Consider the following 25,579-nt stretch of genomic DNA (forward strand, 5'->3'; position numbering starts at 1 on the left):
CCCCGGGGCTGCCCGCTTGAATGGCTTCAGGTTTCTTTGTTGTCGGCATCGCCATGGGTCAGGCCCCCACGATCGAGTCGGTGCTGCAGGAAGCGCGCCTGTTTGCGCCACCGGCTGAGCTAGCCGCGGGGGCCCGCATCGGTTCGATGGAGGCCTATCGCGCCCTCTGTGCCAAAGCCGAGGCCGATCCCGATGGTTTCTGGGGCGACCTGGCCCGCGAGCAGCTGCACTGGTTTGAGCCATTTCACACGGTGCTCGATTGGAGCAACCCTCCCTTCGCCAAGTGGTTTGAAGGCGGCACCACCAACCTGTCCTTCAACTGCCTCGATCGCCATCTCGAGGGCCCCCGCGCCGACAAGACAGCCCTGATCTGGGAAGGGGAGCCTGGCGATAGCCGCAGCTTCAGCTACCGCCAGCTGCACGCCGAAGTGTGCAAAGCCGCCAATGCGCTCAAGGCCCTGGGGATCGGCAAGGGGGATCTGGTGGCCCTCTACATGCCCATGGTGCCGGAAGCGGCCATCGCCATGCTCGCCTGCGCCCGCATCGGTGCGCCCCACTCGGTGGTGTTCGGCGGCTTCTCGGCCGATGCCCTGCGCGACCGGCTGATCGATGGCCAGGTCAAGGCGGTGATCACCGCTGATGGCGGCTTCCGCAAGGACAAGCCCGTGCCCCTGAAACCGGCTGTGGATGAGGCTCTTGCCGGCAACGGTGGCGCCCCCAGCGTCGAGCACGTGCTCGTGGTGCAGAGACTGGCCGGTGCCGGTGGTGACTGCGCCATGCAGGAGGGCCGCGACCATTGGTGGCACGCGCTGGTCGACGCCCAGAGCGCCGAGTGCCCGGCCGAGCCGATGGCCAGCGAAGACCGGCTGTTTGTGCTCTACACCTCCGGCTCCACCGGCAAGCCCAAGGGGGTGGTGCACACCACCGCCGGCTACAACCTCTGGGCCCACCTCACATTCCAGTGGATCTTTGACATCCGCGTGGATGACATCCACTGGTGCACCGCCGATGTGGGCTGGATCACCGGCCACAGCTACATCGTGTATGGCCCGCTCTCCAACGGTGCCACCACGGTGATGTACGAGGGCGCGCCCCGCCCCAGCAAGCCAGGCGCCTTCTGGGAGGTGATCCAGAAGCACCGCTGCACGATTTTCTACACCGCCCCCACGGCGATCCGCGCCTTCATGAAGAGCGGCCGCGAGGTGCCCGACCAGTACGACATGAGCAGCCTGCGCATCCTCGGCACCGTGGGCGAGCCCATCAATCCAGAAGCCTGGATGTGGTATCGGGATGTGATCGGCGGTGATCGCTGCCCGGTGGTGGACACCTGGTGGCAGACCGAGACCGGCGGCGTGATGATCAGCCCCCTGCCCGGGGCCACCTCCACCAAGCCCGGTTCCTGCACCCTGCCCTTGCCTGGCATCGCTGCCGACATCGTCAATCACGAGGGGGCATCCCAGGGGGTCGACCAGGGTGGCTATCTGGCGGTGCGTCGCCCCTGGCCCGGAATGATGCGCACGGTGCACGGCGATCCGGAGCGCTTCCGCAAGAGCTACTGGGAGGAGATCCGCCCGGCCGATGGCTCCTGGCTCTATTTCGCTGGGGATGGCGCCCGCCGCGATGCCGACGGTTACTTCTGGGTGATGGGCCGCGTCGATGACGTGATCAACGTGAGCGGCCACCGCCTCGGCACCATGGAGATCGAGAGCGCCTTGGTGAGCCACCCGGCCGTGGCCGAGGCCGCCGTGGTGGGCCGGCCAGACGATCTCAAGGGCGAGGGCATCGTCGCCTTCGTGACCTTGGAGACCGGCCGCACCGGTGACGACGCCCTGATGGCGGAGCTACGCAGCCATGTGGGCAAGGAGATCGGTCCGATCGCCAGGCCGGATCTGATCAAGTTCACCGATGCTCTACCGAAAACCCGCAGCGGCAAGATCATGCGCCGGATCCTGCGGGCCCTTGCTGATGGTCAGGAGGTGAGCGGCGATACCAGCACCCTGGAGGACCGTTCGGTGCTCGATGCCCTACGGGTCTAGATCGGCTGGGAGGGCTGGTCCCCCCAGGCATCGATGCTGGTGGCGATGCGGTCGAGGGCCCGCTGCCGGGCTGGATCATCGGCCCAGCTGCCCAGCAGGTTTTGGCGCAGTCCCGCACTGGCAGGCGCCAGGTGATCCCCAGGCAGCTCGAGGAGCTCGGTGGCGTCCTCAGCCCGGCTCTGCAGCACGCCCAGCAACCGGCCGCTCTGGTCGATGCCATCGCGCTTGAAGCGCACCAGCAGGTTGCGCGGTTGGCGGTAGCTGCGGGCCACCTGGTGCAGGGTTTCCTCCGGCGATGGACTGAACTCACTACGGAAGTTGAATTGCTGGCCCAGTTCCGCCAGCAGCGGCACCGAGCGCTCGGCCGAGAAGTTGTTGAAGCTCAGGGCCACCAGGCCGCTGGCGCTGCGACCGCCATCGGGAGCCAACAGATGCAATTTGCAGCCCAGGCTGTGGCCAAGCCGCAGCAGGGGGGCCGTGCTGTCATCGCCTTCGCGCAGTTGGCGAAAACGGCGCCAAGCCGTGTTGGCCTGGTCTTGATGGTCAAATCCCGGCACGTAACTCCAGGCCCGCACCAGCCAGCCCTTGGATGTCAGAGCCTCCAGCAGCCGCCGATAGCTGAGCTGGGGGGTGGCGGCCAGGTAGCTGCCGCCGATGAATTCGATGCAGCCGCGTGCCCCTCCCGCTGGCTCCAGCTGCCAGATGTCACCTCGCTGGCGCCAGCGCGTCATGGTCAGAGGGCCAGGCGCTGCAGGGCGGCCCGGGCTTCATTGCGGTGGGCGGCCCCGTCCAGCAGGTTGTTGAACACATGCCGGATCACCCCTTCGCCGTCGATCACGTAAGTTACCCGGCCCGGCAACAACCCGAGCACATTGGGTACACCGAACGCTTGGCGAAGCCGATTGCCCTGGTCTACCAGCAGCGGGTAAGGGATGTTGTGGCGGCTGGCAAAGCGCTGGTGGCTGGCCAGGTCGTCGCCGCTGACGCCCCACACCTCCGCGCCCAGGGCCTGGAGGTCGGCGTAGCTGTCGCGGAAGGCACAGGCCTCGGCCGTGCAGCCAGGGGTGTCGTCCTTGGGATAGAAAAACAGCACCAGGGCTTTGCCGGCGAGCTGATCGCTGCGGCGCTCGCTGCCGTGTTGATCAAGGAGCGCCACCAAGGGGGCTCGGTCTCCGGCGGCAAGGCCCATGCCTGGATCGGGAATCTGTTGCTTCACCCTAGGCAGCGACCTCTGGTCGCCGGAGGTTCGGGCTGGGACGATGGGGCAGCAGTGCCCTGGACACCGTGAGCGGCCCGATCGAGGAACAGCCCAGCCTTTGGCAGCAGAGCGATCTGCTCAGCCTGGCGCCCCAGGCCCCCGAGCCAGGTCCAGCCCCCAAGCGCGATCGCCAGCCCCAGCTGCCGCCCCTCACGGGCCGCTCGGATGCGGCCCGGGTCGCTCCAACCACCCTGTTGATCCTTGACACCGAAACCACCGGCCTGGAGCCCAGCTCTGCCGAATGCATTGAGGTGGGAGCCGTGTTGTTTCACGTGCCCCAGCGCGCTGTGCTCAGCCAGGTGTCCTTCCTGTTGCCGGCCCAGGTCAATCCAGCCGAGGCCGTCAACGGCATTGCGGCGGCGGTGACGCAGCTTCCCCAGCCCTGGCAGGCCGGCCTGCAGCACTTTGAGGCCATGCTGGGGGCGGCCGATGCGGTGCTGGCCCACAACGCGGCCTTCGATGCCCAGTGGTTTGGTCGGGGGCCCTTGCCACCGATCAACAAGGCCTGGATCTGCTCGATGGACGACATCCGCTGGCCCGCGGAGCGACATCTTCGGCCTGCGCCGTCGGTGCGCGATCTGGCCCTGGCCTACGGCGTGCCGGTGTGGGCCGCCCACCGGGCTCTCACCGACTGCATCTACCTGGTGCAGGTGTTCGAGCGCTGCACCAACCTCGAAGAGTTGCTGGTGGCGGCGCTGGAGCCCAAGCTGCTGTTCCGCGCCAACCTCACCTACGCCGAGCGCCACCGGGCCAAGGAGGCCGGGTTCCGCTGGAACGATCCGGTGCGGGGTGCCTGGACCCGTCGCCTCAGCGAGCGGGAGGCCCAGGCCTTGCCCTTTCCGGTGCAACCGGTGGATGCCGACCCCGTGGCGGCCTAGCGGCACGGCTCTGTACCGATTGTCTTCCAATCTCTGAAGCAGAGCGGGGTGTTCGCGCCATTGTTGTTCTGCAGGCGCAGGGTGGTGGTGCGGTCGCCATGGAGACCATGGCCAGTCGGGTGCGGTTTCGGGTTCTGCAGGTGGACGGTGGTCCCCAGCAGCGCGTGCTCCGTTGGCAGGCTGCGAGGTCTTGGGCACGGCTGATCCGCGAGGCTGAGGCGCTGTGGCGGGTGGATGTGCGCGGTCTGCGTCGTCTGGCTGCCCATGAGCTGGGCCAGTTGCTGCAGGAGGTGCCGCCGCGTTTGCGACATCGCGTCAACCGCTGGCTGGAGCGGCTCCAGGTGGCGACCCGGCTGCGGTGATCTGGGAGTGAGTCGGCTAGTTCAGTCAGCCGCTGGCTACAAAAAAACCGGCTGGGGAAGCCGGTGGAAGCTGCACTAGTGCTGAAAGCGGTACTAGTGCTGGAAGCAGTACTAGTGCTGGAAGCAGTACTAGTGCTGGAAGCAGTACAGATGCTGACCGCTGGACGCGGTGCCGGCTAAAAATCGGAGCGACAGGATTTGAACCTGCGACCCCCACTACCCCAAAGTGGTGCGCTACCAAGCTGCGCTACGCCCCGGCAGAAGGAAGCTACCACAACGCTTTGCGCGGTTTCAGCCGCTGGATCAGGCGCCGGCTGAGTCTCTCCCGGCTGAGACCCGCGTAGCCCGCAATCCGCTGCTGATGGGCCAGTTGGCGCAACTCCGCCAGCCCCATGCTCGCCAGCCGCAGCTCGGGCAGTTTCTGCCAAGCAGCGGCGGCGGCCGGCAGATTCGACCCCCGACGGGAGCCGCCGAAGCTCAGCAGGGCTCCCCCTGCTATCCATTCCGGCACCAGCACAAACAACACCGCGAGCAGTCCATAGAGCTCAACCAGCCCCTTGGGCAGGGGGTGCAGTTGGCGATGCTGCGATTGGCGGTGGCGCGACGGTGGCTTGGTCACAGCAGCTGGAGGCTGGGTTGGGGGCGCCGGTCCAGGGCCTGGGGCGCGGTGTTCTCGCGCCACTGGAGCGGTGGCTCTGGACGCGGATTCAACCGCACGCTCCAGAACACAAGCGCAAAGCACAGGCCCAGGGTGATCAGGAGTCCCAGAATCACCACCCGATCCGGCAACGGGTTCATGGCTCCAGCCCTCTCACACCTGCTCCGTACGCAGGCATTCCAACCGCCGTGACTGCTGCTCCATGGTGAGCACGTCCCCCTTGAGTACCAGGGTCATCTGGTCGTTGCGGTAGCGGATGCCGGGCAGGTCGGAGGCCTCGCGGAACAGGGTTGAACGGAAACGGCCGGCGATCAGGGAGGCCTGGGCGTCGTTGCGCTCCAAGGTGACCCGACGGGCATTGGGGCAGAGGAACTGCTCGGTGATGCCGTAGTCCTCCCACCACGGGGAGCCCATGGAGATCAGGCTGAGTGCCAGCAGCGACAGGGGCAACGACACAGGCAGCACCGACCCCTCCTAGGCCAAGTGAATGGGGGAATTGTCCCCCCGCAGCACGCAATGGGCCACCGACCAGTCGTAGGCATCCCACACTCGGGAATCGAGTTTGTAGGCGGCGCCGGGGAACTCGCCCAGCCGTTGGCCGCTGGGCTGGGCGGAGCAATAGGGCCGGCTTCCCGGTTTCGCTAAATACTGCTGGTGATACGGCTCTGCAAACCAGAAGGTCTGTTGGCTGCGCAGCTCGGTGGTGATCGGCCCAAAGCCAGCGCCGCTCAACAGGGCTTGGTAAGCGTCGCGGCTGGCTTCGGCCTGGGCCAATAAGCCCGGATCGTTGACGTAAATCACGGAGCGGTACTGGCTACCGCGGTCGTTGCCCTGGCGATCTCCCTGGGTGGGGTCGTGGCATTCCCAGAAGAGTTTCAGCAGGTCGCTGAAATCAATCTGAGCGCTATCCCAAACCACCCGCACCACCTCGCTGTGGCCGGTGCGTCCAGAGCACACCTGGTCGTAGCTGGGTTGCTGGATCGTGCCGCCCGCGTAGCCCACCGCTGTGGTCACCACCCCGGGCAGGCGCCAGAACCCTTTTTCTGCGCCCCAGAAACAACCGCAGCCGAACACCGCTTCGTGCTGCCCCTGCTGGGGGGCCGCCTCGATCGGAGTGCCCAGCACCACATGCGGAGACTGGGTCTGGGGAGCGGTCTGAAACAGCCCGAACACACTCGATCGTGCAATGAAAGACGAGCCTAGGCAGCCCCTTTCGTGCCTGCGTCAGCCTCCAGCGCGATGTGGTTGAGCAGGGTGGTGGTAAAGGCGAACAGCAGGAAGGGCAACGAGAGCACCAGGATCAATCCCACCCCCACCAGGGCGAAGATCGGCTTGCTGGCTCCCATCAGCGCCAGGCCCGCAGCCAGGCTGGCAAAGATCACCAGCATCCAGATCAGGATCTGGCCGTAGATGTCGCCGAAGGTGAGGGTGCAGCGCAGCCGATACGACAAGCCGGTCAGTCGGGTGGCGGGCGACGGTGCGGGCTCCATGACTCCGGACGCGATTGGCGATCTCTTCTAGGTAAGCCGCGGCGGGCCGGGTTGTCTGGAGAGGGCAACAAGTATTGAGATCAGCCCGCAGCCCTGAGCTGCTCGGTGGCCTGTTCCCGATCCCACAGCCGCCGGTAGGTGCCGCCCTGGGCGAGCAGCTCGCTGTGGTGGCCCTGCTGCACCAGCCGCCCCTCCTCCATCACCAGCACCCGATCACAGGCGGCGGCGGCAGAGAGTTGGTGGCTGATCATCAAGATTGTGCGGGTCTGCCGTTGACGCGACTGTTCCTCGCGGACGCTGCCCAGGATCTCGGCGGCCGTCGTGTTGTCGACACTGGCGAGGGCATCGTCCAGCACCAGCAGGGGCGTCTGCACCAACAGGGCTCGTCCCAGGGCCGTGCGCTGGCGCTGGCCTCCGCTGAGGGTGATGCCCCGTTCACCCACCAGGGTGTTGTAGCCATCGGGGAAGCCCTTGATATCGCCCTCCAGCCGGGCCTGGCTGGCTGCCGCCTGAACGCGCTCCAGGGGCGCCTCGGGCTCGCCATAGCGCAGGTTGTCGGCAAGGGTGGCGGTGAACAGGTAGCCCTCCTGGGGGACTAGGCCGACTTGGGCGCGCAGGGCCTCGAGATCGAGGGCGGTGATGTCGACCCCATCGAGCCAGAGTTGGCCGGGCTCCACCTCCACCATGCGTCCAAGCGCTCGGGCCAGGGTGGTTTTGCCGCAGCCCACGGGCCCCACCACCGCCACCAGTTCGCCGGGATGGAGCACAAAGCTGACGTCCACCAGTGCCGGTCGCGGAGCACCGGGGTACTGCACGGTGAGACCGCGGGCTTCGATTGCGCCCCGGCTTGGTTGGCTTGGCGGTTGGGGTGACGAAGGCGACACGATCAGGGGGCGCCGGCGCAGCAGGTCTTCCACCCGCTCCAGGCTCACCTGGCCCGTCTGGAAGGTGTTAAGGGTGAAGCCCAGCAGCGCCGTGGGAAACACCAGTCGCTCCACAAACAGGATCAGGGCGACGAGGTCGCCGATCGTCAGGCGGCCACTTTCGAGTTGGCCGCTGCCCAGGGCCAGCAGCAGCAGCAGGCTGATCGAGGAGATGCCCTCCAACAGCGGAAATAGCGTGCTGCGGGTGCGGGCTAGTCCCAGGGCCGCATCCCTGTACATCCGGTTGCGTCCGGCGAAGGCGGCCTGCTCGGTGCTCTCCTGGCCGTAAATCTTGATCGCGCTGATCCCGGAGAGGTCCTCCTGGATCAGGTCGCTCAGGGAGGCGAGGGCCTCCTGTTGGCGCCGCTGCTGGCGCATCATTCGCCCTCCGAACAGGCGAACCACCATCAGCATGAGGGGATAGAGCCCCACCGCCGCCAGGCTCAGCCACGGGTCGATGGCCAGCATCGCCGGCAAGGTGAGCGCATAGGCCAACACCGTGTTGGTGAGGCTGAGCACGGCGAAGCCCAGCAGCCGCCGCACATTTTCCACATCGCTGGTGGCTCGGCTGATCACCTCGCCGCTGCCGGTGGTTTGCACCCAACCGGGCTCTTGCCGCAGCAGGTGATCAAAAATCTGCTGTTTGAGATCGGCTTCTACCTGCCGCCCCACGCCAAACACCAGCATGCGCGAGTAGAGCCGCACCGCTCCCATCACTGTTGCCAGGGCGACGATCAGGGCTGCCTGCGCCAGCACGTCCTGGAGATCAAAGCCGTCCTGCAGGTCGTCGATCACCCGCCGTACCAACAGCGGAATCGAGACGCTCAGCAGGTTCACTACCACCAGGGCGGCCATGCCCTGGAACACCACTTTGCGGTGGGGCCGCAGGTAGCGGCCAATCAGATCCAGCCGGATGGCTCCCATCGGGGCCGGGTGCACAGGTGGCCCCAACCTAGGGACGCGCTTTTCCGGCAGGCTGGACACCTGAATGGGGCAGCGCCATGGCTTCCGGTAACTCGGCCTCCGGCAACTCGGCTTCCGGCAACAAGGCTTCCGGCAACAACGACCAGAGCCATCCCCTTTATGCCACCGACCGCGACGCAGTGGACCGTTTGCTGGCTGCGGAGGTGCCGGCCGACGATCACCTCGTGGATGCGGCGCGTCTGCTCATGCGCTACGAGGGTTTTCCTGGCGCCCATGACCTCAGCGCCGACCTGGCCAAGACGCTGCGACTCTGGGGCCTGAGCCGGGAGGAGCTGCATCGCCGCACCCGCGCCATCTGGGCAGCGGGCTTTCGCCCGGCGCCGGCGGCCAGTGAGGCGGTTGGATCCAGTTTTGATACCGCCGATCAGGAGCAGGGCTGAACAACGTTGCTCAGGGGCATCGCCAATTTCCCCCTCTTCGGGTGATAGTGGAGGAGTCCCCATCACCCGGCCCGGCGTGCTTTGCACCCGGGCTTTTTTCTGGCTCCAGCTCTGGCTTCAAGTCCGGCTCCAACGGATCCTTCCCTCCCCGACCCCATGGCCCAAGCCCATCCCTGGCCCGCTCTCCTGGAGCAACTGCTGCAGGGAGATCCGCTCTCGACAGAGCAGGCCACAGCGCTCATGCATGGCTGGCTGGCTCAGCAAATTGACCCCGTTCTTACCGGTGGCTTGCTCGTGGCTCTGCGGGCCAAGGGGGTGACGGGTGGCGAGCTGGCGGCGATGGCTGCGGTGCTGCGGCAGGCCTGTCCGATGCCAGCTGCCCGCCCGTCCTTCGCCCTGGTGGACACCTGCGGCACCGGCGGCGACGGCGCCGACAGCTTCAACATTTCCACCGCCGTGGCCTTTGTGGCGGCTGCCTGCGGTGCGCCTGTGGCCAAGCACGGCAACCGCAGCGCCAGCGGCCGGGTGGGCTCGGCCGATGTTCTGGAAGCCCTGGGCCTCCATCTGCAGGCGCCAGCGGAGCAGGTGATCGGCGCCCTGGCCGATGCAGGGCTCACGTTCCTGTTCGCACCGGGCTGGCATCCGGCTCTCGTCGGCCTGGCCCCCCTGCGGCGCACCCTTGGGGTGCGCACCGTGTTCAACCTGCTCGGGCCGCTGGTCAATCCCCTGCGGCCCGAGGCCCAGGTGTTGGGGGTGGCCCGGCCGGAGTTGCTCGATCCCATGGCCGAGGCTCTGGCTCAGCTGGGCCTGCGGCGCGCGGTTGTGGTGCACGGCCACGGTGGCTTGGATGAGGCGTCCCTCGCTGGCGTCAATGCCCTACGGCTGGTCGAGAACGGAGCGGTGCAGGCCGATCAACTCGACCCCGAGCAGTTGGGCCTGGCTCGAGCGCCACTGGCGGCTTTGGCTGGCGGCGACCTCGCCACCAATCGCACCATCCTTGAAGCGGTGCTCCAGGGCCGGGGCACCCAGCCCCAACAGGATGTGGTGGCGTTGAACACGGCCTTGGTGCTGTGGGCCGCTGGCCGGGCCGACAGCGTGGCGGATGGACTCCAGCAGGCCCAGCAGGCCCTGGCGGCTGGCGGCGGCTGGCAGGCCCTGGAGCGGCTGCGCGCCGCCCTCCCCGCCCCCGCTGCGGGATGATCCAACCAACTGCGTTGAACCCGTGAGCGAGCCTGCTGCCACTGCCCTGCTGGTGCTGGCCGATGGCACGGTCCTGCGGGGCGAGGCCTTTGGTGCCCGCGGCACGGCCATCGGTGAAGTGGTGTTCAACACCGGCATGACCGGGTATCAGGAAGTGATGACCGACCCGAGTTACTCCGGGCAGCTGGTCACCTTCACGTATCCCGAGCTTGGCAACACCGGCGTCAACGCCGACGACCAGGAGGCGAATCGGCCCCATGTGCGTGGCGTCATTGCCCGCCAGCTGGCACCACGCGCCAGCAATTGGCGCTCCGAAGGAGATCTGGAAGCATGGCTGAGCCTGCACGGTGTGGTCGGCATCCGTGCCGTCGATACCCGCGCCTTGGTGCGCCATTTGCGAGAAGGGGGCGCCATCAACGGGGCCATCAGCACCGATGGCACCGCCCCTGGGGCCTTGCTGGAGCAGGTGCGCTCAGCCCCCTCCATGCAGGGGCTCAACCTGGCGGCCCAGGTGTCGACCCCAGAGCCTTATCAGTGGGATCGCTCCTGTGGCGCGGCCTTTGACGCCCGGCTGCAGCAGCGCCCCGATCGCCCCTACCGCGTGGTGGCGATCGATTTCGGCATCAAGCGGGCCATCCTCGAGCGCTTGGTGGCCCATGGCTGTGGGATCACCGTGTTACCCGCTGACGCCACCCTTGAGCAGGTGCTCAGTCACCAGCCGGAGGGGGTGTTTCTCTCCAATGGACCTGGCGATCCCGCCGCCGTCGCCACTGGCATTGAGCTGGCCAAGGGGTTGATTGCGCAGCCCAACCTGCCCCTGTTTGGGATCTGTCTGGGTCACCAGATCCTGGGGCTGGCCCTGGGGGGCCGCACCTTCAAGTTGGGCTATGGCCACCGCGGCCTCAACCATCCCTGCGGCAGCATCGGCCAAGTGGAGATCACCAGCCAAAACCATGGCTTCGCTCTGGATTCGGATTCCCTTCCCGCCGAGCGGGTGCGCGTGACCCATCACAACCTCAACGACCAGACGGTGGCGGCCTTGGAGATGTGCTCTCAGCCTGTGTTCGGTGTCCAATACCACCCCGAAGCGAGTCCCGGTCCCCATGACGCGGACCACCATTTCGCCCGTTTTGCCACCCTGATGGCCGAGCGCCGCTGAAGCCTGTCGCAGTTTTGTTGCGACTGCAGCAGCGACAAATTTGCTCTCTACACTTCGCCCCAGAACGGATTGGGGGCTGGAGCCATCAACGACCTGCAGCGATTGACGGTGTCCCTTCGAGGCGGCTTCGAGCAGCAGGCCCACTGCCAGCTGTTCCGCTTCACGGGACAGCTTGACGCCTATTCCGACAAGCAGTTCGGCGAGTTTGTGGCCTCCCATCGAGGCACCGGCCAGTCCTTGGTGATCGACCTGAGCCACATCGACTTCATCGACTCCTCCGGACTGGGGGCGCTCGTGCAACTTGCCAAGCAGTGCAACGCTGACCAGCAACAGTTTTTGGTGGTGGGTAACGCCCGGGTGGTGCAGACCGTGAAGCTGGTGCGCCTGGAAGAGTTTTTGCATCTCCAGCCCGATCTCGACACCGCCCTTGGCAACCTCGCGGCCTGAGCAGGGCAGCCCCGACCCATTGGACAGCACGGGTTGGTTGGCAGGGCTGACGCCCCAGCCCCCCGGTGCCGAGCTCGGCCCCCTGCAGCTGGCCTGGCTGGGGGATGCGGTGTGGGAGTTGCACCATCGCCTGCAGCGCTGTCGTCGCCCTGCCCGCTCCCAGACCCTGCATCAGCAGGTGGTGCAGGTGGTGCGCGCCGATGCCCAGGCCCAGGCACTGGAGTGTCTTGATTCCTTGCTCAGTGAGGCCGAGCGCGATCTGGTGCGGCGCGGCCGCAATCGGGCCGGTCGTGGGCCGCGCCGGGGGGATGCGGCGGCCTACGGACAGGCCACGGGTTTTGAGACGCTGCTGGGCTGGCTGTTTCTTCACAACCCTCCCCGGTTGGTCGAGCTGCTAGATCACTTGAAGGAGAACGATCCATAACCTGCGGAAGACGTCATGAGCCCACGATTTGATCGCCGCCCCGAGAAGCGGACGGGGGGCGGGGCCCGCGGGGCTGGTCGCCCGCCCCGTTTCAGCGGTCCAAAGCCGGAGTGGCGCCGCGATGGAGCCGGCGAGGACCGGGAGGGAAGCCGCGATGCCCGGCGGGACCCAGGCGGGCCTGCGCCTCGCGGCGCTTCGCGCTATCAACCCCGCCGCGACGGTGGCGCCGATCGCCCCAGCAGCCGAGGTGAACGCCGCCCCTTTGAGCGCCGCAATGACAGCGACCGCCCCGCCTATGGGGAGCGCAGGCCGGATCGTTTCTCAGGGGATCGCGGTGCCGCCGATAGCAAGCCCTACGACCGCCGGCCTGGTGGCCGTTTTGAAGGTCGTCCCCAGGGTCGGCGCCCCGATGCAGCAGGAAGCCCCGATGGTCGCCGTTTTGCAGGGCGCCGTCCCGATGGCCCGCGCTTCGAAGGACGCCGTGCTGACGGGGGCAGAATTGCCAGCGGCAGATTTGAAGCTGGCAGATTCGAAGGTGGGCGCCCGTCGCCAGGACGCTTCTCGCCCAAGCCCCTGATTGTCGATGCCGACAGCCTCCCCCCCAGTGGCGATGCGGAGCGCCACAGCGTTGACCCCAGCACCGACCTGATTTGGGGACGCCATCCAGCCCAGGCGGCCCTTGAAAGTGGTCGTCCCATCCACCGCGTCTGGTGCACGCCGGAGATGCGGTTCAGCCCGAAATTTCTCCAGTTGCTGCGCGAGGCCAAAGCCTCCGGGGTGCTGGTGGAGGAGGTCACCTGGGCGCGCCTGGGGCAGATCACTGGTGGGGCCGTGCACCAGGGCATTGCCCTGCAGACCGCCGCTGCGGAAACCCTGGACCTGCCGACCCTGCTTGAGGGTTGCGCCGGCATCGGTGAACCGCCGCTGCTGATGGCGGTGGATGGCCTCACCGATCCCCAGAACCTGGGGGCGATCGTCCGCAGCGCCGAGGCCCTCGGGGCCCATGGCCTGGTCTTGCCCCAGCGCCGCAGCGCCGGCCTCACCGGTTCGGTGGCCAAGGTGGCAGCCGGGGCACTGGAGCACCTGCCCGTGGCCCGGGTCGTCAATCTCAACCGCGCCCTCGACACCCTCAAACAGGAGGGTTATCGGGTGGTGGGCCTGGCCGCTGAGGGCACCGTCAGCTTGGAGGAGGCCGATCTGGAGGGCCCCCTTGTCATCGTCACCGGATCGGAGGGCGATGGCCTCTCCATGCTCACCCGCCGCAATTGCGATCAGCTGGTGCGCATCCCCCTGCGCGGTGCCACCCCCAGCCTCAATGCCTCCGTGGCCACCGCCCTGCTGCTTTATGAAGTGGCCCGTCGCGGCTGGATGAAGGGGTTGCGTGGCTCCCAGCCCGCACCGCGCCTGGTTCGCCCCCAGCTCCCCGCTCCAGCGGCGGAGACCGCTGAGATGGCCACTGAGATGGCCGCTGAGCTGGTCACTGAGCTTGTCGCTGAGCCTGAGGTCTCTCCCCTGGCACTGGAGGAGGCTCCCCCCATCGCTGAGCTAGCTGCTGAAGAGCTGCCTGTTGCGGCTTGGATGCCTCCTGAGGATGAGGCTCCCGTGGCGGATCCCGGCGTCAATGAGACCACCCTGGACCTCGGTCTCACCCCGGCAGGGCCCGCGGGTTTCAACGGGGATATTCAGCTGTGATGCGCCCAATCCCTTCCGGTCCCAATGGCGGGCAGAATGGACGCAGTCCTGCCCCTGCTCCATGAATCCCCTGCTGTGGCCCGTGCGCAGCTGCGCCAATGGTCTGGGCCTAGCTTGGTGGGCGCGGGTGGAAACCCGTTCACCGGACGCGGTCTACTGGTTTGGGCCGTTTGTGCGTCGTGGCACCCTAGAGGCCCACTTGCCAGCCTTCCTCGCCGATCTGCAGGCTGAATCGCCCGGATCCCTGGAGCATCAGCTGCTGCGCACCCGCCGGGGTGAGCCCCTCACCGAAGTGGGTTGATCGGGGTCAGCTGATAGCGTCCAGACCAGCTTGCAAGTAGGTGAATGGGGATCGCCGCATGGCGTGAGCAACTGCGCAAGGGCGATATCTCGGCCCGGGAGCTCACCGATCACCATCTGGCTCGGATCGCGGCGGTCGATTCCACCGTGCACGCCTATTTGGACGTCACTGCGGAGCGGGCCCGGGCCGATGCCGATCGCATCGATGCCCTCCGGGCCGCCGGTGAAGAGCTGCCTCCGCTGGCGGGGATTCCGTTGGCGATCAAGGACAACCTCTGCACCAAAGGGGTCGCCACCACCTGCTCCAGCCGCATGCTGGAGCACTTTGTGCCCCCCTATGAGAGCACCGTCACCGAGCGCCTCTGGCAGGCCGGTGGCGTGCTGCTGGGCAAAACCAACCTCGACGAGTTCGCCATGGGCAGCTCGACGGAGACCTCAGCCTTTGGCCCCAGCCGCAACCCCTGGAATCCGGAGAAGGTGCCCGGCGGCAGCTCCGGCGGCAGTGCGGCGGCGGTGGCCGCCGGTGAGTGCATGGCCTCCCTCGGCTCTGACACCGGCGGTTCGATACGCCAGCCGGCTGCCTTCTGCGGGGTGGTCGGGCTCAAGCCCACCTATGGCCGCGTCAGCCGCTACGGCCTGGTGGCCTTCGCCAGCTCCCTCGACCAGATCGGCCCCTTCACCACCTCGGTGGCTGATGCTGCCGAGCTGCTGCAGGTGATCGCCGGTGCCGACCCCCGCGATTCCACCTGCCTCAACGCCCCCGTGCCCGATTACGTCGAGGCCCTGCAGCAGCCGGTGGCCGGGCTGAGGGTGGGCCTGGTGCGCGAGTGCTTTGAAGCGGAGGGTCTCGATCCCCAGGTGAAGGCGTCTGTGCTCGCCGCTGCCGCCCAGCTGGAGGCCCTGGGCTGTGAGTTGGTCGACGTGAGCTGCCCCCGCTTCAACGACGGCATCGCCACGTACTACGTGATTGCGCCGTCGGAGGCTTCGGCCAACCTGGCTCGCTACGACGGCGTGAAATACGGCTACCGCGCAGCCGATGCGGCAAGCCTGGCGGAGATGACGGCGCGCAGCCGGGCCGAGGGCTTCGGCGATGAGGTGCAGCGGCGCATCCTGATCGGCACCTACACCCTATCGGCGGGCTACGTGGATGCCTACTACAAAAAGGCCCAGCAGGTGCGCACCTTGATCCGTCGCGACTTTGACCGGGCCTTCGAGTCGGTGGATGTGTTGCTCACTCCCACCTCCCCCACCACGGCCTTCGGCTTTGGCGCCCACAGGGACGACCCCCTGGCCATGTACCTGGCCGACCTGCTCACGATCCCCGCCAACATGGCTGGCCTGCCGGCGATCAATGTCCCCTGCGGTTTCGATCTCCAGGGCTTGCCGATCGGCTTGCAACTGATCACCGGTGTGCTCGAAGAGCCGCGGCTGTTGCAGGTGGCTCACCACTACGAGCAAGCCGCACGGGTAATGCAGAGCCGTCCGGTGGCTGATCTGGTGCCCTAGCGGCACTCCAGATCTGGTGCCGGTAGCCGCGGGTGCTCCAAGCACCACGCTGGATCTTGCGTAGTCGCCTAACTTGGGCCTGCACTAGGTGCCCGCCGGCCGCTTTTGCCCTTGGCTTTCGTTCCGCTCCACAACCACAGCGACTACAGCCTCCTGGACGGGGCGAGTCAGTTGCCGGCGATGGTGGAGCGGGCGGTTGAGCTCGGCATGCCCGCCCTGGCCCTCACCGACCACGGCGTCATGTATGGCGCCATCGAGCTGCTGAAGCTCTGCACCAAGGCGGGGATCAAGCCGATCATCGGCAACGAGATGTATGTCATCAATGGCTCCATTGATGACCCCCAGCAGAAAAAGGAGAAGCGCTACCACCTTGTGGTGCTGGCCAAGAACGCGGTGGGCTACCGCAATCTGGTGAAACTCACCAGCATCAGCCACCTGCGCGGCATGCGCGGCCGGGGCATCTTTGCCCGCGCCTGCATCGACAAGCAGCTGCTGGCCCAGCACAGCGAAGGGCTGATTGTGGCCACCGCCTGCCTGGGCGGCGAGATTCCCCAGGCGATCCTGCGGGGCCGCCCCGAGGTGGCCCGCGACGTGGCCCGCTGGTACCAGCAGACCTTCGGCAACGATTTCTACCTGGAGATCCAGGACCATGGCGGCATCGAAGACCGCATCGTCAACACCGAGATCGCTCGCATCGGTGCCGAGCTGGGCATTGAGCTGATTGCCACCAACGACGCCCACTACCTCAGTGCCAACGACGTGGAGGCCCACGACGCGCTGCTGTGCGTGCTCACCGGCAAGCTGATCAGCGACGAAAAGCGTCTGCGCTACACGGGCACCGAATACATCAAAGGCGAGGCCGAGATGCTCGCCCTGTTCGGCGATCACCTGCCGCCAGCAGTGGTGGAGCAGGCTGTCGCAAACACAGCCAAGGTGGCTGAGAAGGTGGAGGCCTACGACATCCTGGGCCGCTACCAGATGCCGCGGTTCCCGATTCCCGAGGGCCAAACACCGGTGAGTTACCTCACCGCGGTGGCCGAGCAGGGCCTGCGGGATCGCCTGCATCTGGAGAGCGATGCGGCGTTTAAGCCGGAGTACGGCGAGCGGTTGGCTTTCGAGCTGCAGGTGATGGAGCAGATGGGCTTCCCCACCTACTTCCTGGTGGTGTGGGATTACATCCGCTTCGCCCGGGATAACGGCATCCCGGTGGGGCCGGGTCGGGGCTCGGCGGCCGGATCCCTGGTGGCCTATGCCCTGGGCATCACCAACATCGATCCGGTCACCAATGGCCTGCTGTTCGAGCGCTTCCTCAACCCAGAGCGCAAGTCGATGCCGGATATTGACACCGACTTCTGCATCGAGCGCCGTGGTGAGGTGATCGATTACGTCACCCAGCGCTATGGCGAAGCGAAGGTAGCCCAGATCATCACCTTCAACCGCATGACCTCCAAGGCTGTGCTTAAGGATGTGGCCCGGGTGCTTGATATTCCCTATGGCGATGCCGATCGACTGGCCAAGTTGATTCCGGTGGTGCGGGGCAAACCCGCCAAGCTCAAGGAGATGATTGGTGCTGAATCGCCAGCACCGGAATTCCGCGAGAAGTATGAGAAGGACCCTGTGGTCCAGCGCTGGGTGGACATGGCCATGCGCATTGAGGGCACCAACAAAACCTTCGGGGTGCATGCGGCCGGCGTGGTGATTGCCGCAGATCCACTCGATGAGCTGGTGCCGCTCCAGCGCAACAACGATGGCCAGGTGATCACCCAGTACTTCATGGAAGACGTGGAGTCGATGGGCCTCTTGAAGATGGACTTCCTCGGGCTCAAAAACCTCACAATGATCGACAAGACCGTCGACCTGGTGGAGCAGAGTAGTGGCATCAAGGTTGATCCCGACGACCTGCCCCTCAACGATGAAGGCACCTATGCCCTGCTGGCCCGGGGCGATCTCGAAGGCATCTTCCAGCTTGAATCGAGTGGCATGCGCCAGATCGTGCGCGATCTCAAGCCCTCATCACTGGAGGACATTTCCTCGATTCTGGCCCTTTATCGACCGGGCCCTCTCGATGCTGGACTGATCCCCAAGTTCATCAACCGCAAACACGGTCGCGAAGCGATCGATGTGGCCCATGAAAAGCTGGAACCGATCCTGAAGGAGACCTACGGGATCATGGTGTACCAGGAGCAGATCATGAAGATTGCCCAAGACCTGGCCGGCTATTCCCTCGGTGAAGCCGACCTGCTGCGGCGGGCGATGGGCAAGAAGAAGAAAAGCGAAATGGAGAAACACCAGAGCATCTTCGTGAGTGGTGCCACCGAGCGGGGTGTTGATCCGAGGGTTGCGGAAGCCCTGTTTGAACAGATGGTGCTGTTCGCGGAATACTGCTTCAACAAGAGCCATTCCACCGCCTATGGGGCCGTCACCTACCAGACGGCCTATCTCAAGGCCCACTATCCAGTGGCCTACATGGCGGCGCTGCTCACTGTGAATGCCGGCGACAGCGCCAAGGTGCAGCGCTACATCGCCAACTGCAATGCCATGGGCATCGAGGTGATGCCGCCGGATGTGAATGCCTCCGGAATCGACTTCACACCGGTCGGCGATCGCATCCTGTTCGGCCTCTCGGCCGTACGCAATCTGGGCGATGGGGCGATCCGTCAGTTGATCGAAGGTCGACGCAACGATGGCCCCTATGAATCTCTAGCCGAGCTCTGCGATCGCATTCCCGGCCAGCAGCTCAACCGCCGAGCCATGGAGGCCTTGATTCACTCCGGTGCCCTCGATGCCCTCGAACCCAAGGCCAACCGGGCCCAGTTGATGGCGGATCTCGAACTGGTGATCGATTGGGCCAGCTCCCGCGCCAAGGATCGGGCCAGCGGTCAGGGCAATCTGTTTGACCTGTTCGGAGCCGCCGCGGGGGCCGATTCCACTGCGGCGGGCGTGGCCGATTTGAGTACGGCGCCCAAGGCTGCTCCTGTGCCCGACTATCCCCCCACCGAGAAACTGCGGCTGGAGAAGGAGCTGGTGGGCTTCTACCTCTCGGATCACCCCCTCAAGCAGCTGGCCCACCAGGTGAAACTGCTCTCACCGGTGGCCCTTGGCAGCCTGGAGGAGATGGCCGATAAGGCCAAGGTGAGTGCTGTGGTGATGGTGTCTGAGTTGCGCCAGGTGACCACCCGCAAGGGTGATCGCATGGCCGTGCTGCTCCTTGAGGATCTGACCGGCAGCTGCGAGGCCGTCGTGTTTCCCAAGAGCTACGCCCGCCTGGCAGATCACCTGATGGTGGACGCCCGTCTGTTGGTGTGGGCGTCGGTTGACCGCCGCGATGATCGCGTGCAGCTGATTGTCGACGACTGCCGCTCCATCGACGATCTTCAGCTGCTGATGGTCGATCTTCCGGCCGAACAGGCTGCCGACATCGCCATCCAGCACCGGCTACGGGAATGCCTGCACCGCCACAAGCCACCCCAGGAAGAGGCCGGACTGCGGGTGCCGGTGGTGGCCTTGGTGCACCAGGCGGATCAGACCCGCTTCGTGCGACTCGGGCCCCAGTTTTGTGTGGGCGACGTGGGAGCCGCCCTGGACACGCTGACTGCCGCCGACTTCCGCGCCAGGGTCAGCTCACCCATCCTTGCGGCCTGAGCCGGGCGGCGGCTGGGCATTGCCCCCTGTGCGCATGCTCCGAATTGAGCTGCGCAGGCGGCTGATGTTCACCCCGATCTGCTCGGTGCCCAACAGGCTGCCCGGCTGGTCTTCCCAGCTGGCCGACAGCACACCAAAGCTCAGGCCGAGTAGGCTTAGAAAAAAACAAGCTCCCGATGCCGCCAAGGTGGCACCGGGAGCAATGTCGGCGATCTCTCGGCTCACCAGCAAGTAGCTGCCGACAAACACGCCCATGCCCATCAGGGTGGGGATGCCGGTGCCGATCGCAATGCGCCGGGCCATGCGGTTGGCTACCGCGTCTGGTATCACCTGCTGGCGAGCGGGTTGACGTGAGCCCTTGCCGGCTGGAACTCGGCGTTGAATTCCTTTGCCGGCCATGGACGCGCTCCGTTCAGCCGCGGATGCCGAGCTTGGCGATCAGGGCGCTGTAGCGCTCCTTGCTGATGCCGTTGAGGTAACCGAGCAGCCGCTTGCGGCGGCCGATCATCTTGAGCAGACCCTGGCGCGAGGAGAAGTCGTGCTTGTTCTTCTGGAGATGGCCGGTCAGCTGGCTGATCCGCTCACTGAGCATGGCCACCTGCACTTCCACCGAACCGGTGTCGGTGCCATGGGTCTGGTGACCGTTGATCAGTTCCTGCTTTTTGGTGGTGGTGAGCGGCATGGGCTGGGGAGTGAAGCGCAGGCTGGGCCCGGGTTGGGGACCTACGGTGCAAGCGACCACCATACCGCCCAGGGGTCTGGGTAGCTGTCGGTTCAGGCCACCTGGCGGGACAGCCAGCGCAGGCATTCGCGGATCCAATCTTCCGCCCCAGCCTCTTCCCCGAGCCCGCCTGCGGCCACGGCCCGCAGGGCCCGGTGAATCTCCAGGGCCTCGTAGCCCAGGGCCGCCAGGGTGAGGTGCACCTCATCCCGACCGGCGGCAGGCAGCAGCGGGCCGTCCGCTAAGGGATCGCTGTCGTCCTGCCCCTCCAGCTGCCCCAGGAATCGCTGCTGCAGCCGGGTGCGCAGTTCCACCGCCAGCCGTTCCGCGGTGCGCTTCCCCACTCCCGGGGCCTGGCAGAGCCGGCGCAGATCGGCCTGCACGATCGCCTGCACCAGCTCACCTGGATCCATCACGCCGAGTAGCCCCAGGCCCATCTGGGGACCCACACCACTCACGGCAACCAGTTCCCGGAACAGATCCCGCTCGTGGCGTTCGCCGAAGCCGTAGAGGATCCAGGCGTCGTCGCGGATGGCGTGGTGGATGTGCAGGCTCACGGCGCTGCCCTCCGCCGGCAGCTGCTGCCATTGCCGTTGGCTCACCTGAACGTCGTAGCCCACCCCCTGACACACCAGCATCAGGCCGAAGCGTTTGTCCTGCTGCCAGGGATGGGTGAGTTGCCCTTGCAGCCAGCCGATCATGGGAGCAGTGAAAGGTCCCCCATCGTGCCCGCCCTGCCCAGCCGTGCCCAGGCCTCGCCCGCGATTCGATCCCGGTGGCAATCTCGCCGGCTGCTCGGTTGGTTGTTGCCGTTGGTGCTGGTGGTCTGCACCGCGCTGACCGGTTGCAGTGGTGTCGCTCAGCCACCGCGCTCGGTGTTGTTGCAGGCCTTGGAGTTGCAGATCCAGCTCACCCAGGGGGCCATCGCTGAGGCCCTCGCCCTCGAGGCCGGCGGCACCCCGGAGGTGAGCCGGGTGCGGGTGTCTGAACAGGAGTCGGTGCGGATCGGCGACGCCAAGGGTCTGCGGGTGCTGGGTCAGTTCGACTGGCGCCTGGCCGGCGATCCGATTCGGGTCGACAGCCCCTTTGAGCTCTATCTGCAGCGTGGGGTACGGGGCGAGAGCTGGCGTCTGGCCAGGCCCAGGAGCCTCGCTGCCGATGGCGCTGCAGGGGACGATGCCAACGTGCAGGCCTGGATCACCGACCCCCTGCCGCTCAAGGGCTGACCAGGCTTCAGGACCCTTTCCTGCGTCATCCGCAGAGCTTCTCGACCCGCACCCCAACGCGAACCGCATGGAGACCCCCGCCCCACCCTGGCTGCTTCAGTCCGTGGCCCTCACCTATCCCGGCTGGGTGCAGCGCAAGGCCGTCACCCTGTGCAAGCGGGATCAGAAGCGCGGCGGGAGCGGCAATGTGCAGGACTACCGCCTGGCCATTCACAACGCCGTGGTGGCCTCGGCCGGTCTGGACCACTGGACCGGCGAGCCGCTCGACTGGCACCTGATCGGCACCTACGACAATCGGGAGGCAGCAACAGGCAAGGGCGAACACAAGAAGCAGTACGCCCTGCTGCCCACCATCGACCACCGTTTCAACACACCGAGCCCCGACTTTGTGATCTGTGCCTGGCGCACCAATGACGCCAAGCACGACATGACGCCTGAGGAGCTCCTGGCGTTTTGCCGCCGGGTGGTGGCCCACGCCGAGAGGATCAGCGCGCCCGCTGGCGGTGACTGAGGCTCACCAGGGTGGCGGCCAGAACCAGGGCCGCGCCAGCGATGGTCCAGGCGTCGATCGCTTCGCCGAACATCAGCCAGCCCCAGCCCCCCGCAAACAACACCTGCACGTAGCTGATGGCTGTAGCCCGCGCCGCCGGCAGGGCCATCAGGCTGCGGGTCAGGTACACCTGGCCCAGCTGGGTGAACAGCCCCACGCCGAGGAGCCAGAGCACTTCCATCGGGGTGGGCAGCACCGGATGGAGCGCCACCAGCGGCAGGCTCAGGGGCAGGGCCACCAGGGGGAAGTAGAAGACAATCACGAGCGGGTGCTCGCTCTGGCCCAAGGAGCGCACACTCACGTAGGCCAGGGCCGTGAACAGGGCCCCGGCCACGGCGATCAGCACAGGTTGCCAGGCCAGGGCCATGCTGCCGCCGGGCTGGGCCACCAGCAGCACCCCAAGCCAGCCCAAGGCCATGGCGGCCACCACCCGCTTGCCGATGCGCTCGCCCAGCATCAGCCAGGCCAGCAGGCCCGTGAACGGTGGATAGAGGTACTGCAGCACCGTGGCTGAGGCCAGCGGCAAAGCGGCCAGGGCGGCATAGACGCAGAGCAGGGCGGCGGTGCCGATCACCCCGCGCCAGATCAGCAACCACCGGCGCTGGCCCCAGGGGGAAATGCCGGCCCGGCGCAGCAGCCACCAGCTCAGGGCCACACTCACAATGGCCCGCGCCAGCACCACCTCGGCGGCGGGAATGCGGCCCCCCACCTGTTTCACACACACGCCCATCAGCGAAAAACTCAGGGCGCTGGCCACCATTCCGAGCATGGCCCGCCGGCCCCGGTCAGAATCGGGCATCGCTTCAGCGCCCACCACCGCCCCCCATCGCCTTGAGCCTGCCGCGCCTCCACCCCCGCACGATCGAGGCCGTCAAGGAGCGGGCCGACATCGTCGATGTGGTGGGCGAGCACGTGGTGCTCAAGAAGAAGGGGCGGGAATACGTTGGCATCTGTCCCTTCCACGACGACACATCGCCGTCGATGACGGTGTCCCCGGCCAAGCAGTTCTACTACTGCTTCTCCTGCGGGGCCGGCGGCAATGCCATCAAGTTTCTGATGGAGCATCAGCGCCAGAGCTTCAGCGATGTGGTGCTGGAGCTGGCGCGCAAATATCAGCTGCCGATCGAAACCCTCGACGGCCCCCAGCAGGAGCGCCTGCGCAAGCAGCTCTCCCGTCGCGAGCAGCTGCACCGGGTGCTCACCCTGGCGGCGGGTTGGTTTCGCAGCCAGCTGCGCGCCCCCGAGGGCGCAGCGGCCCTGGCCTACCTGCGCGACAGCCGCGGCCTGAGCGAAGCCACCCTGGAGGCCTTTGAGCTCGGCTACGCCCCCGACCGCTGGGACGGCCTGCTCAGCCACCTGCAGCAGGTGGAGGGCTTGGGTCCGGAGCTGCTGGAGGCGGCTGGCCTGGTGGTGCCCCGCAAGGGGGCTCTTTCACAGGACAGCCGTGGTTTTTACGACCGCTTCCGCCACCGGGTGATGGTGCCGATCAAGGACCGCCAGGGGCGGGTGATCGGCTTTGGTGGCCGCAGCCTCGATGGCGGCGAGCCGAAATACCTCAACTCCCCGGAAACGGAGGTGTTCGAGAAGGGCAAGCACCTCTTTGGCCTCGACAAGGCCAGCAACGCCATCCGCAAGGACGACAGGGCGGTGGTGGTGGAGGGCTATTTCGATGTGATCGCCCTGCATGCCGCCGGTATCACCAACGCCGTGGCGGCCCTCGGCACGGCGTTGAGCAGCCAGCAGATCACCCAGCTGTGCCGCTGCTGCGAAAGCCGCCGGTTGATTCTCAATTTCGACAGCGACGGTGCGGGTGTGCGTGCTGCCCAGCGGGCCATCGGCGAGGTGGAGCAGCTGGCGCTGCAGGGGCAGTTGGAGCTGCGGGTGCTGCACCTCCCCGCTGGCAAGGATCCCGACGAATTTCTCAAGGGCCAGGGGGCTGGCGACTACCGCTCCCTGCTGGATCAGGCCCCCCTCTGGCTCGACTGGCAGATCGAGCAGGTGTTGGAGGGGCGCGATCTCGCCCGTCCCGACCAGTTCCAGCAGGTGGTAACGGCCCTGGTGGCTCTGCTCGGCAAGCTGCCCCAGAGCGCCGTGCGCAGCCACTACCTGCAGCGGGTGGCCGAGCGGCTCAGCGGCGGTCAGGCGCGTCTGGCGATCCAGTTGGAAGACGACCTGCGCCAGCAGGTGAAAGGCCAGCGCTGGCATGGCCGCTCCCAGAAGTGGGAACAGCCCGGCGAGGCGGGCCTGCGGGAACGGGCCGAGGCGGAGCTATTGCGGCTCTATCTGCACTGCCCCAGCCACCGCGCTGCCATCCGGGCGGAGCTGCGCCAGCGGGAGCTCGACGATTTCGCCCTGCAACACCACCGCCTGCTGTGGGCGGCGATCAGCGCCCTCGAGGAAGACAACCTGGGGGTTGGCCGGCTGGAGGCGATCAACCGCGGCAGCGATCCCGGCCACGACCTTGGCGATCTCGAGCTGCCCCGGTTGCTGGGTGATCAGCTGGTGGTGGAGCAGAGCGCCCTGCTCAGCCGCTTGACGCCCCTGCTGGAGCCCAATGAGTTGCAGCGCATGGCCCTCAGCCAGCCGATGCTGCAGCTGCGCGGTGCCACGGCGGCCCTGGAGCGCCAGAAGAGCGTCAAGCGCTGCCGGCACCTGCTGGATGCCTGGAGCACCCAGCGCCTCGAAACCCTGGAGCGCTGCATCGCCCGGCTGCTGGATGAGGAGCGGCAGGAGGCGCGAGCCGCCGCCTCTGGTCTGGCTCCGGTGAGCGACATGGAGGCGCGGATTGAAGCCCTGTTCACCGAGCTCAATGGCGATGCCCTGCGCTTCCAGGAGCTCTATTACAACGAGCGTAAACACCTGGAGCACCTCGACTCCCAGCGTCGCGCCGGCTACGGGGAGGTGATGGCCCAACCCGCTGCCTGATCCGCTGCCTGATCCTCTCTGCGGCTGTGCTCACCAGGGCGTTTCACAGCCCGTTCAACGGTTTGTTGAACGGTTTGTTCAACACCTCTGGATTCCCTAAACCCATCCCGATCTCCTCGGCCTTGTCCTGATGTCCCCGTCTCTGTTGCCGTCCCGCGTCGCCGTTGTCAGCGGGATCGGCCTGCTTGGCCTGGCTGCTGCTCTGTTGCCTTGCTCCCAACCGGCCCAGGCGCAGGCCCCGGCCCCGATCCAGGCCCAGAGCCAGGCTTGCCCCTGCAGCTGTGAGCAGCCCAGCGTGGGGCTGATTGGGCCGGATGGCTTGTGTCAGTGCCCCTGTGGGGCTGTGCCGATTCCCGGCATCAATGCCGAAACCCTGTCAGGGCCACCCAAGCCGCCCAAGGCCGGGGGACCGGCACCCACCTGGACCGTCGAACCCGGCTTCGAGGATGGCTTCGGAGGTCCTTTCTGGGGTGACTGGTGGTAAGCGCTCATCCATCGCCACCCGATGGCGCTGTAGTGCCCGGATACGCTGGATTTCTCTGTGCACTGCCAATACCTGCGGCCATGGGGTTTTTCGAGGTGTTCTGGCAGGGCGAGGCCATCGGGGATGGTGGCGATCTCGAGGAAGCCCTCACCGCCTATCTCGCTGTGCAGCCTGAGGAGGGCAGCTGGGCTGAGGCCTGCGCGGAAGCGGAGGTGCAGCCATGCATCCGGCGCTATGCCTCCTTCGAGGCCTACCTCGACAACGCCGACGAACTCGAGACGATCCCTGTGAGCGCCGCCATGATCGAAGCAGCCCTTGTGTCGCTCGCCTAAGC

Annotated in this window: 29 protein-coding genes and 1 tRNA gene; 17 read left to right on the forward strand and 13 right to left on the reverse strand. The window is 66.6% G+C overall.

Going from position 1 to position 25,579, the window contains the following annotated elements; all coding sequences use genetic code 11:
- Positions 1–20: 20 nt before the first annotated feature.
- A complete protein-coding gene (acs, locus tag CJZ78_RS03555) occupies positions 21–2,036 on the forward strand; it encodes an acetate--CoA ligase (protein WP_233128456.1) in 2,016 nt (671 codons plus the stop codon).
- Here acs and CJZ78_RS03560 read toward each other — a convergent pair.
- Entirely contained in the window at positions 2,033–2,767 is a 735-nt protein-coding gene (locus CJZ78_RS03560) for a DUF1350 family protein (RefSeq protein WP_094559531.1), read from the reverse strand. The two genes, acs and CJZ78_RS03560, sit on opposite strands and share 4 nt — an antisense overlap.
- Before the next feature lie 2 nt (positions 2,768–2,769).
- The gene (locus tag CJZ78_RS03565) at positions 2,770–3,225 is read right to left on the reverse strand and encodes a peroxiredoxin (protein ID WP_094559642.1); all 456 of its coding nucleotides are present in this window, start codon (positions 3,223–3,225) and stop codon (positions 2,770–2,772) included.
- 95 nt (positions 3,226–3,320) lie between these two features.
- Here CJZ78_RS03565 and CJZ78_RS03570 point away from each other — a divergent pair, with 95 nt between their 5' ends.
- Both CJZ78_RS03570 and CJZ78_RS03575 read left to right on the forward strand, forming a co-directional pair.
- Entirely contained in the window at positions 3,321–4,172 is an 852-nt protein-coding gene (locus CJZ78_RS03570) for a 3'-5' exonuclease (RefSeq protein ID WP_233128457.1), read from the forward strand.
- 107 nt (positions 4,173–4,279) lie between these two features.
- The gene (locus CJZ78_RS03575; protein WP_094559644.1) at positions 4,280–4,534 is read left to right on the forward strand and encodes a hypothetical protein; all 255 of its coding nucleotides are present in this window, start codon (positions 4,280–4,282) and stop codon (positions 4,532–4,534) included.
- A gap of 183 nt (positions 4,535–4,717) precedes the next feature.
- Here CJZ78_RS03575 and CJZ78_RS03580 read toward each other — a convergent pair.
- The 7 genes from CJZ78_RS03580 to CJZ78_RS03610 form a co-directional block, all read right to left on the reverse strand.
- A tRNA-Pro gene (locus tag CJZ78_RS03580) sits at positions 4,718–4,791 on the reverse strand.
- Positions 4,792–4,802: 11 nt separating this feature from the next.
- Positions 4,803–5,153 carry a hypothetical protein gene (locus CJZ78_RS03585; RefSeq protein ID WP_198953836.1) on the reverse strand — a complete coding sequence of 117 codons (351 nt, stop codon included), beginning with the start codon at positions 5,151–5,153 and terminating at the stop codon, positions 4,803–4,805.
- The gene (locus tag CJZ78_RS03590; RefSeq protein ID WP_094559532.1) at positions 5,150–5,332 is read right to left on the reverse strand and encodes a hypothetical protein; all 183 of its coding nucleotides are present in this window, start codon (positions 5,330–5,332) and stop codon (positions 5,150–5,152) included. Before CJZ78_RS03590 ends, CJZ78_RS03585 begins: the two co-directional genes overlap by 4 nt.
- A 13-nt stretch (positions 5,333–5,345) precedes the next feature.
- Positions 5,346–5,657, reverse strand: a complete 312-nt coding sequence (locus CJZ78_RS03595; protein ID WP_233128458.1) for a hypothetical protein — start codon at positions 5,655–5,657, stop codon at positions 5,346–5,348.
- A gap of 9 nt (positions 5,658–5,666) precedes the next feature.
- Complete coding sequence (gene msrA / locus CJZ78_RS03600; RefSeq protein WP_233128459.1) at positions 5,667–6,365, reverse strand: peptide-methionine (S)-S-oxide reductase MsrA; 699 nt, start codon at positions 6,363–6,365, stop codon at positions 5,667–5,669.
- 26 nt (positions 6,366–6,391) lie between these two features.
- Entirely contained in the window at positions 6,392–6,682 is a 291-nt protein-coding gene (locus CJZ78_RS03605; RefSeq protein WP_094559534.1) for a hypothetical protein, read from the reverse strand.
- A gap of 80 nt (positions 6,683–6,762) precedes the next feature.
- Entirely contained in the window at positions 6,763–8,529 is a 1,767-nt protein-coding gene (locus tag CJZ78_RS03610; protein WP_094559535.1) for an ABC transporter ATP-binding protein, read from the reverse strand.
- A gap of 77 nt (positions 8,530–8,606) precedes the next feature.
- Between CJZ78_RS03610 and CJZ78_RS03615 the strand changes: the two genes are divergently transcribed.
- The 9 genes from CJZ78_RS03615 (at position 8,607) to CJZ78_RS03655 (ending at position 19,339) form a co-directional block, all read left to right on the forward strand.
- Complete coding sequence (locus tag CJZ78_RS03615) at positions 8,607–8,969, forward strand: DUF3288 family protein (RefSeq protein WP_094559536.1); 363 nt, start codon at positions 8,607–8,609, stop codon at positions 8,967–8,969.
- 156 nt (positions 8,970–9,125) lie between these two features.
- On the forward strand, positions 9,126–10,169 hold the full coding sequence (gene trpD / locus CJZ78_RS03620) for an anthranilate phosphoribosyltransferase (RefSeq protein WP_094559537.1): 1,044 nt from the start codon (positions 9,126–9,128) through the stop codon (positions 10,167–10,169).
- 22 nt (positions 10,170–10,191) lie between these two features.
- Positions 10,192–11,328, forward strand: coding sequence for a glutamine-hydrolyzing carbamoyl-phosphate synthase small subunit (gene carA, locus CJZ78_RS03625; protein WP_233128460.1), 1,137 nt, complete (start codon positions 10,192–10,194; stop codon positions 11,326–11,328).
- Positions 11,329–11,430: 102 nt separating this feature from the next.
- The gene (locus CJZ78_RS03630; protein ID WP_094559647.1) at positions 11,431–11,775 is read left to right on the forward strand and encodes an STAS domain-containing protein; all 345 of its coding nucleotides are present in this window, start codon (positions 11,431–11,433) and stop codon (positions 11,773–11,775) included.
- Between the two features lie 37 nt (positions 11,776–11,812).
- Positions 11,813–12,199, forward strand: a complete 387-nt coding sequence (locus tag CJZ78_RS03635) for a ribonuclease III domain-containing protein (protein WP_094559648.1) — start codon at positions 11,813–11,815, stop codon at positions 12,197–12,199.
- A gap of 15 nt (positions 12,200–12,214) precedes the next feature.
- Positions 12,215–13,891 carry a 23S rRNA (guanosine(2251)-2'-O)-methyltransferase RlmB gene (gene rlmB, locus CJZ78_RS03640; RefSeq protein WP_094559539.1) on the forward strand — a complete coding sequence of 559 codons (1,677 nt, stop codon included), beginning with the start codon at positions 12,215–12,217 and terminating at the stop codon, positions 13,889–13,891.
- A gap of 61 nt (positions 13,892–13,952) precedes the next feature.
- Complete coding sequence (locus CJZ78_RS03645; protein ID WP_094559540.1) at positions 13,953–14,192, forward strand: DUF1816 domain-containing protein; 240 nt, start codon at positions 13,953–13,955, stop codon at positions 14,190–14,192.
- Between the two features lie 44 nt (positions 14,193–14,236).
- Positions 14,237–15,697, forward strand: coding sequence for an Asp-tRNA(Asn)/Glu-tRNA(Gln) amidotransferase subunit GatA (gatA, locus tag CJZ78_RS03650; RefSeq protein WP_094559541.1), 1,461 nt, complete (start codon positions 14,237–14,239; stop codon positions 15,695–15,697).
- A 111-nt stretch (positions 15,698–15,808) separates the two neighbouring features.
- The gene (locus CJZ78_RS03655; RefSeq protein ID WP_094559649.1) at positions 15,809–19,339 is read left to right on the forward strand and encodes a DNA polymerase III subunit alpha; all 3,531 of its coding nucleotides are present in this window, start codon (positions 15,809–15,811) and stop codon (positions 19,337–19,339) included.
- Here CJZ78_RS03655 and CJZ78_RS03660 read toward each other — a convergent pair.
- From CJZ78_RS03660 to ruvA, 3 genes are all read right to left on the reverse strand, one after another.
- On the reverse strand, positions 19,319–19,738 hold the full coding sequence (locus CJZ78_RS03660) for a PAM68 family protein (RefSeq protein WP_094559542.1): 420 nt from the start codon (positions 19,736–19,738) through the stop codon (positions 19,319–19,321). The two genes, CJZ78_RS03655 and CJZ78_RS03660, sit on opposite strands and share 21 nt — an antisense overlap.
- Before the next feature lie 13 nt (positions 19,739–19,751).
- Complete coding sequence (rpsO, locus tag CJZ78_RS03665; RefSeq protein WP_094559543.1) at positions 19,752–20,021, reverse strand: 30S ribosomal protein S15; 270 nt, start codon at positions 20,019–20,021, stop codon at positions 19,752–19,754.
- Positions 20,022–20,113: 92 nt separating this feature from the next.
- A complete protein-coding gene (gene ruvA / locus CJZ78_RS03670; RefSeq protein ID WP_094559544.1) occupies positions 20,114–20,761 on the reverse strand; it encodes a Holliday junction branch migration protein RuvA in 648 nt (215 codons plus the stop codon).
- Positions 20,762–20,782: 21 nt separating this feature from the next.
- Here ruvA and CJZ78_RS03675 point away from each other — a divergent pair, with 21 nt between their 5' ends.
- Together CJZ78_RS03675 and CJZ78_RS03680 are read left to right on the forward strand one after the other, a co-directional pair.
- Positions 20,783–21,286 (forward strand): hypothetical protein, encoded by a 504-nt coding sequence (locus CJZ78_RS03675; RefSeq protein WP_094559650.1) that lies wholly within the window; start codon positions 20,783–20,785, stop codon positions 21,284–21,286.
- 67 nt (positions 21,287–21,353) lie between these two features.
- Positions 21,354–21,797, forward strand: coding sequence for a hypothetical protein (locus tag CJZ78_RS03680; protein ID WP_094559545.1), 444 nt, complete (start codon positions 21,354–21,356; stop codon positions 21,795–21,797).
- Here the strand turns inward: CJZ78_RS03680 and CJZ78_RS03685 are convergent.
- On the reverse strand, positions 21,772–22,635 hold the full coding sequence (locus CJZ78_RS03685; RefSeq protein WP_233128461.1) for a DMT family transporter: 864 nt from the start codon (positions 22,633–22,635) through the stop codon (positions 21,772–21,774). The genes CJZ78_RS03680 and CJZ78_RS03685 overlap by 26 nt on opposite strands.
- A gap of 32 nt (positions 22,636–22,667) precedes the next feature.
- Here CJZ78_RS03685 and dnaG point away from each other — a divergent pair, with 32 nt between their 5' ends.
- The 3 genes from dnaG to CJZ78_RS03700 all read left to right on the forward strand — a co-directional run bounded on the left by dnaG (position 22,668) and on the right by CJZ78_RS03700 (position 25,577).
- Positions 22,668–24,761 carry a DNA primase gene (gene dnaG, locus CJZ78_RS03690; RefSeq protein ID WP_094559546.1) on the forward strand — a complete coding sequence of 698 codons (2,094 nt, stop codon included), beginning with the start codon at positions 22,668–22,670 and terminating at the stop codon, positions 24,759–24,761.
- 130 nt (positions 24,762–24,891) lie between these two features.
- Positions 24,892–25,245, forward strand: a complete 354-nt coding sequence (locus CJZ78_RS03695; protein WP_094559547.1) for a hypothetical protein — start codon at positions 24,892–24,894, stop codon at positions 25,243–25,245.
- An 80-nt stretch (positions 25,246–25,325) separates the two neighbouring features.
- The gene (locus CJZ78_RS03700; RefSeq protein WP_094559548.1) at positions 25,326–25,577 is read left to right on the forward strand and encodes a hypothetical protein; all 252 of its coding nucleotides are present in this window, start codon (positions 25,326–25,328) and stop codon (positions 25,575–25,577) included.
- Positions 25,578–25,579: the final 2 nt, after the last annotated feature.

The organism is Synechococcus sp. 8F6, from assembly GCF_002252665.1.
In the GTDB taxonomy this organism is placed as follows: Bacteria; Cyanobacteriota; Cyanobacteriia; order PCC-6307; family Cyanobiaceae; genus Cyanobium_A.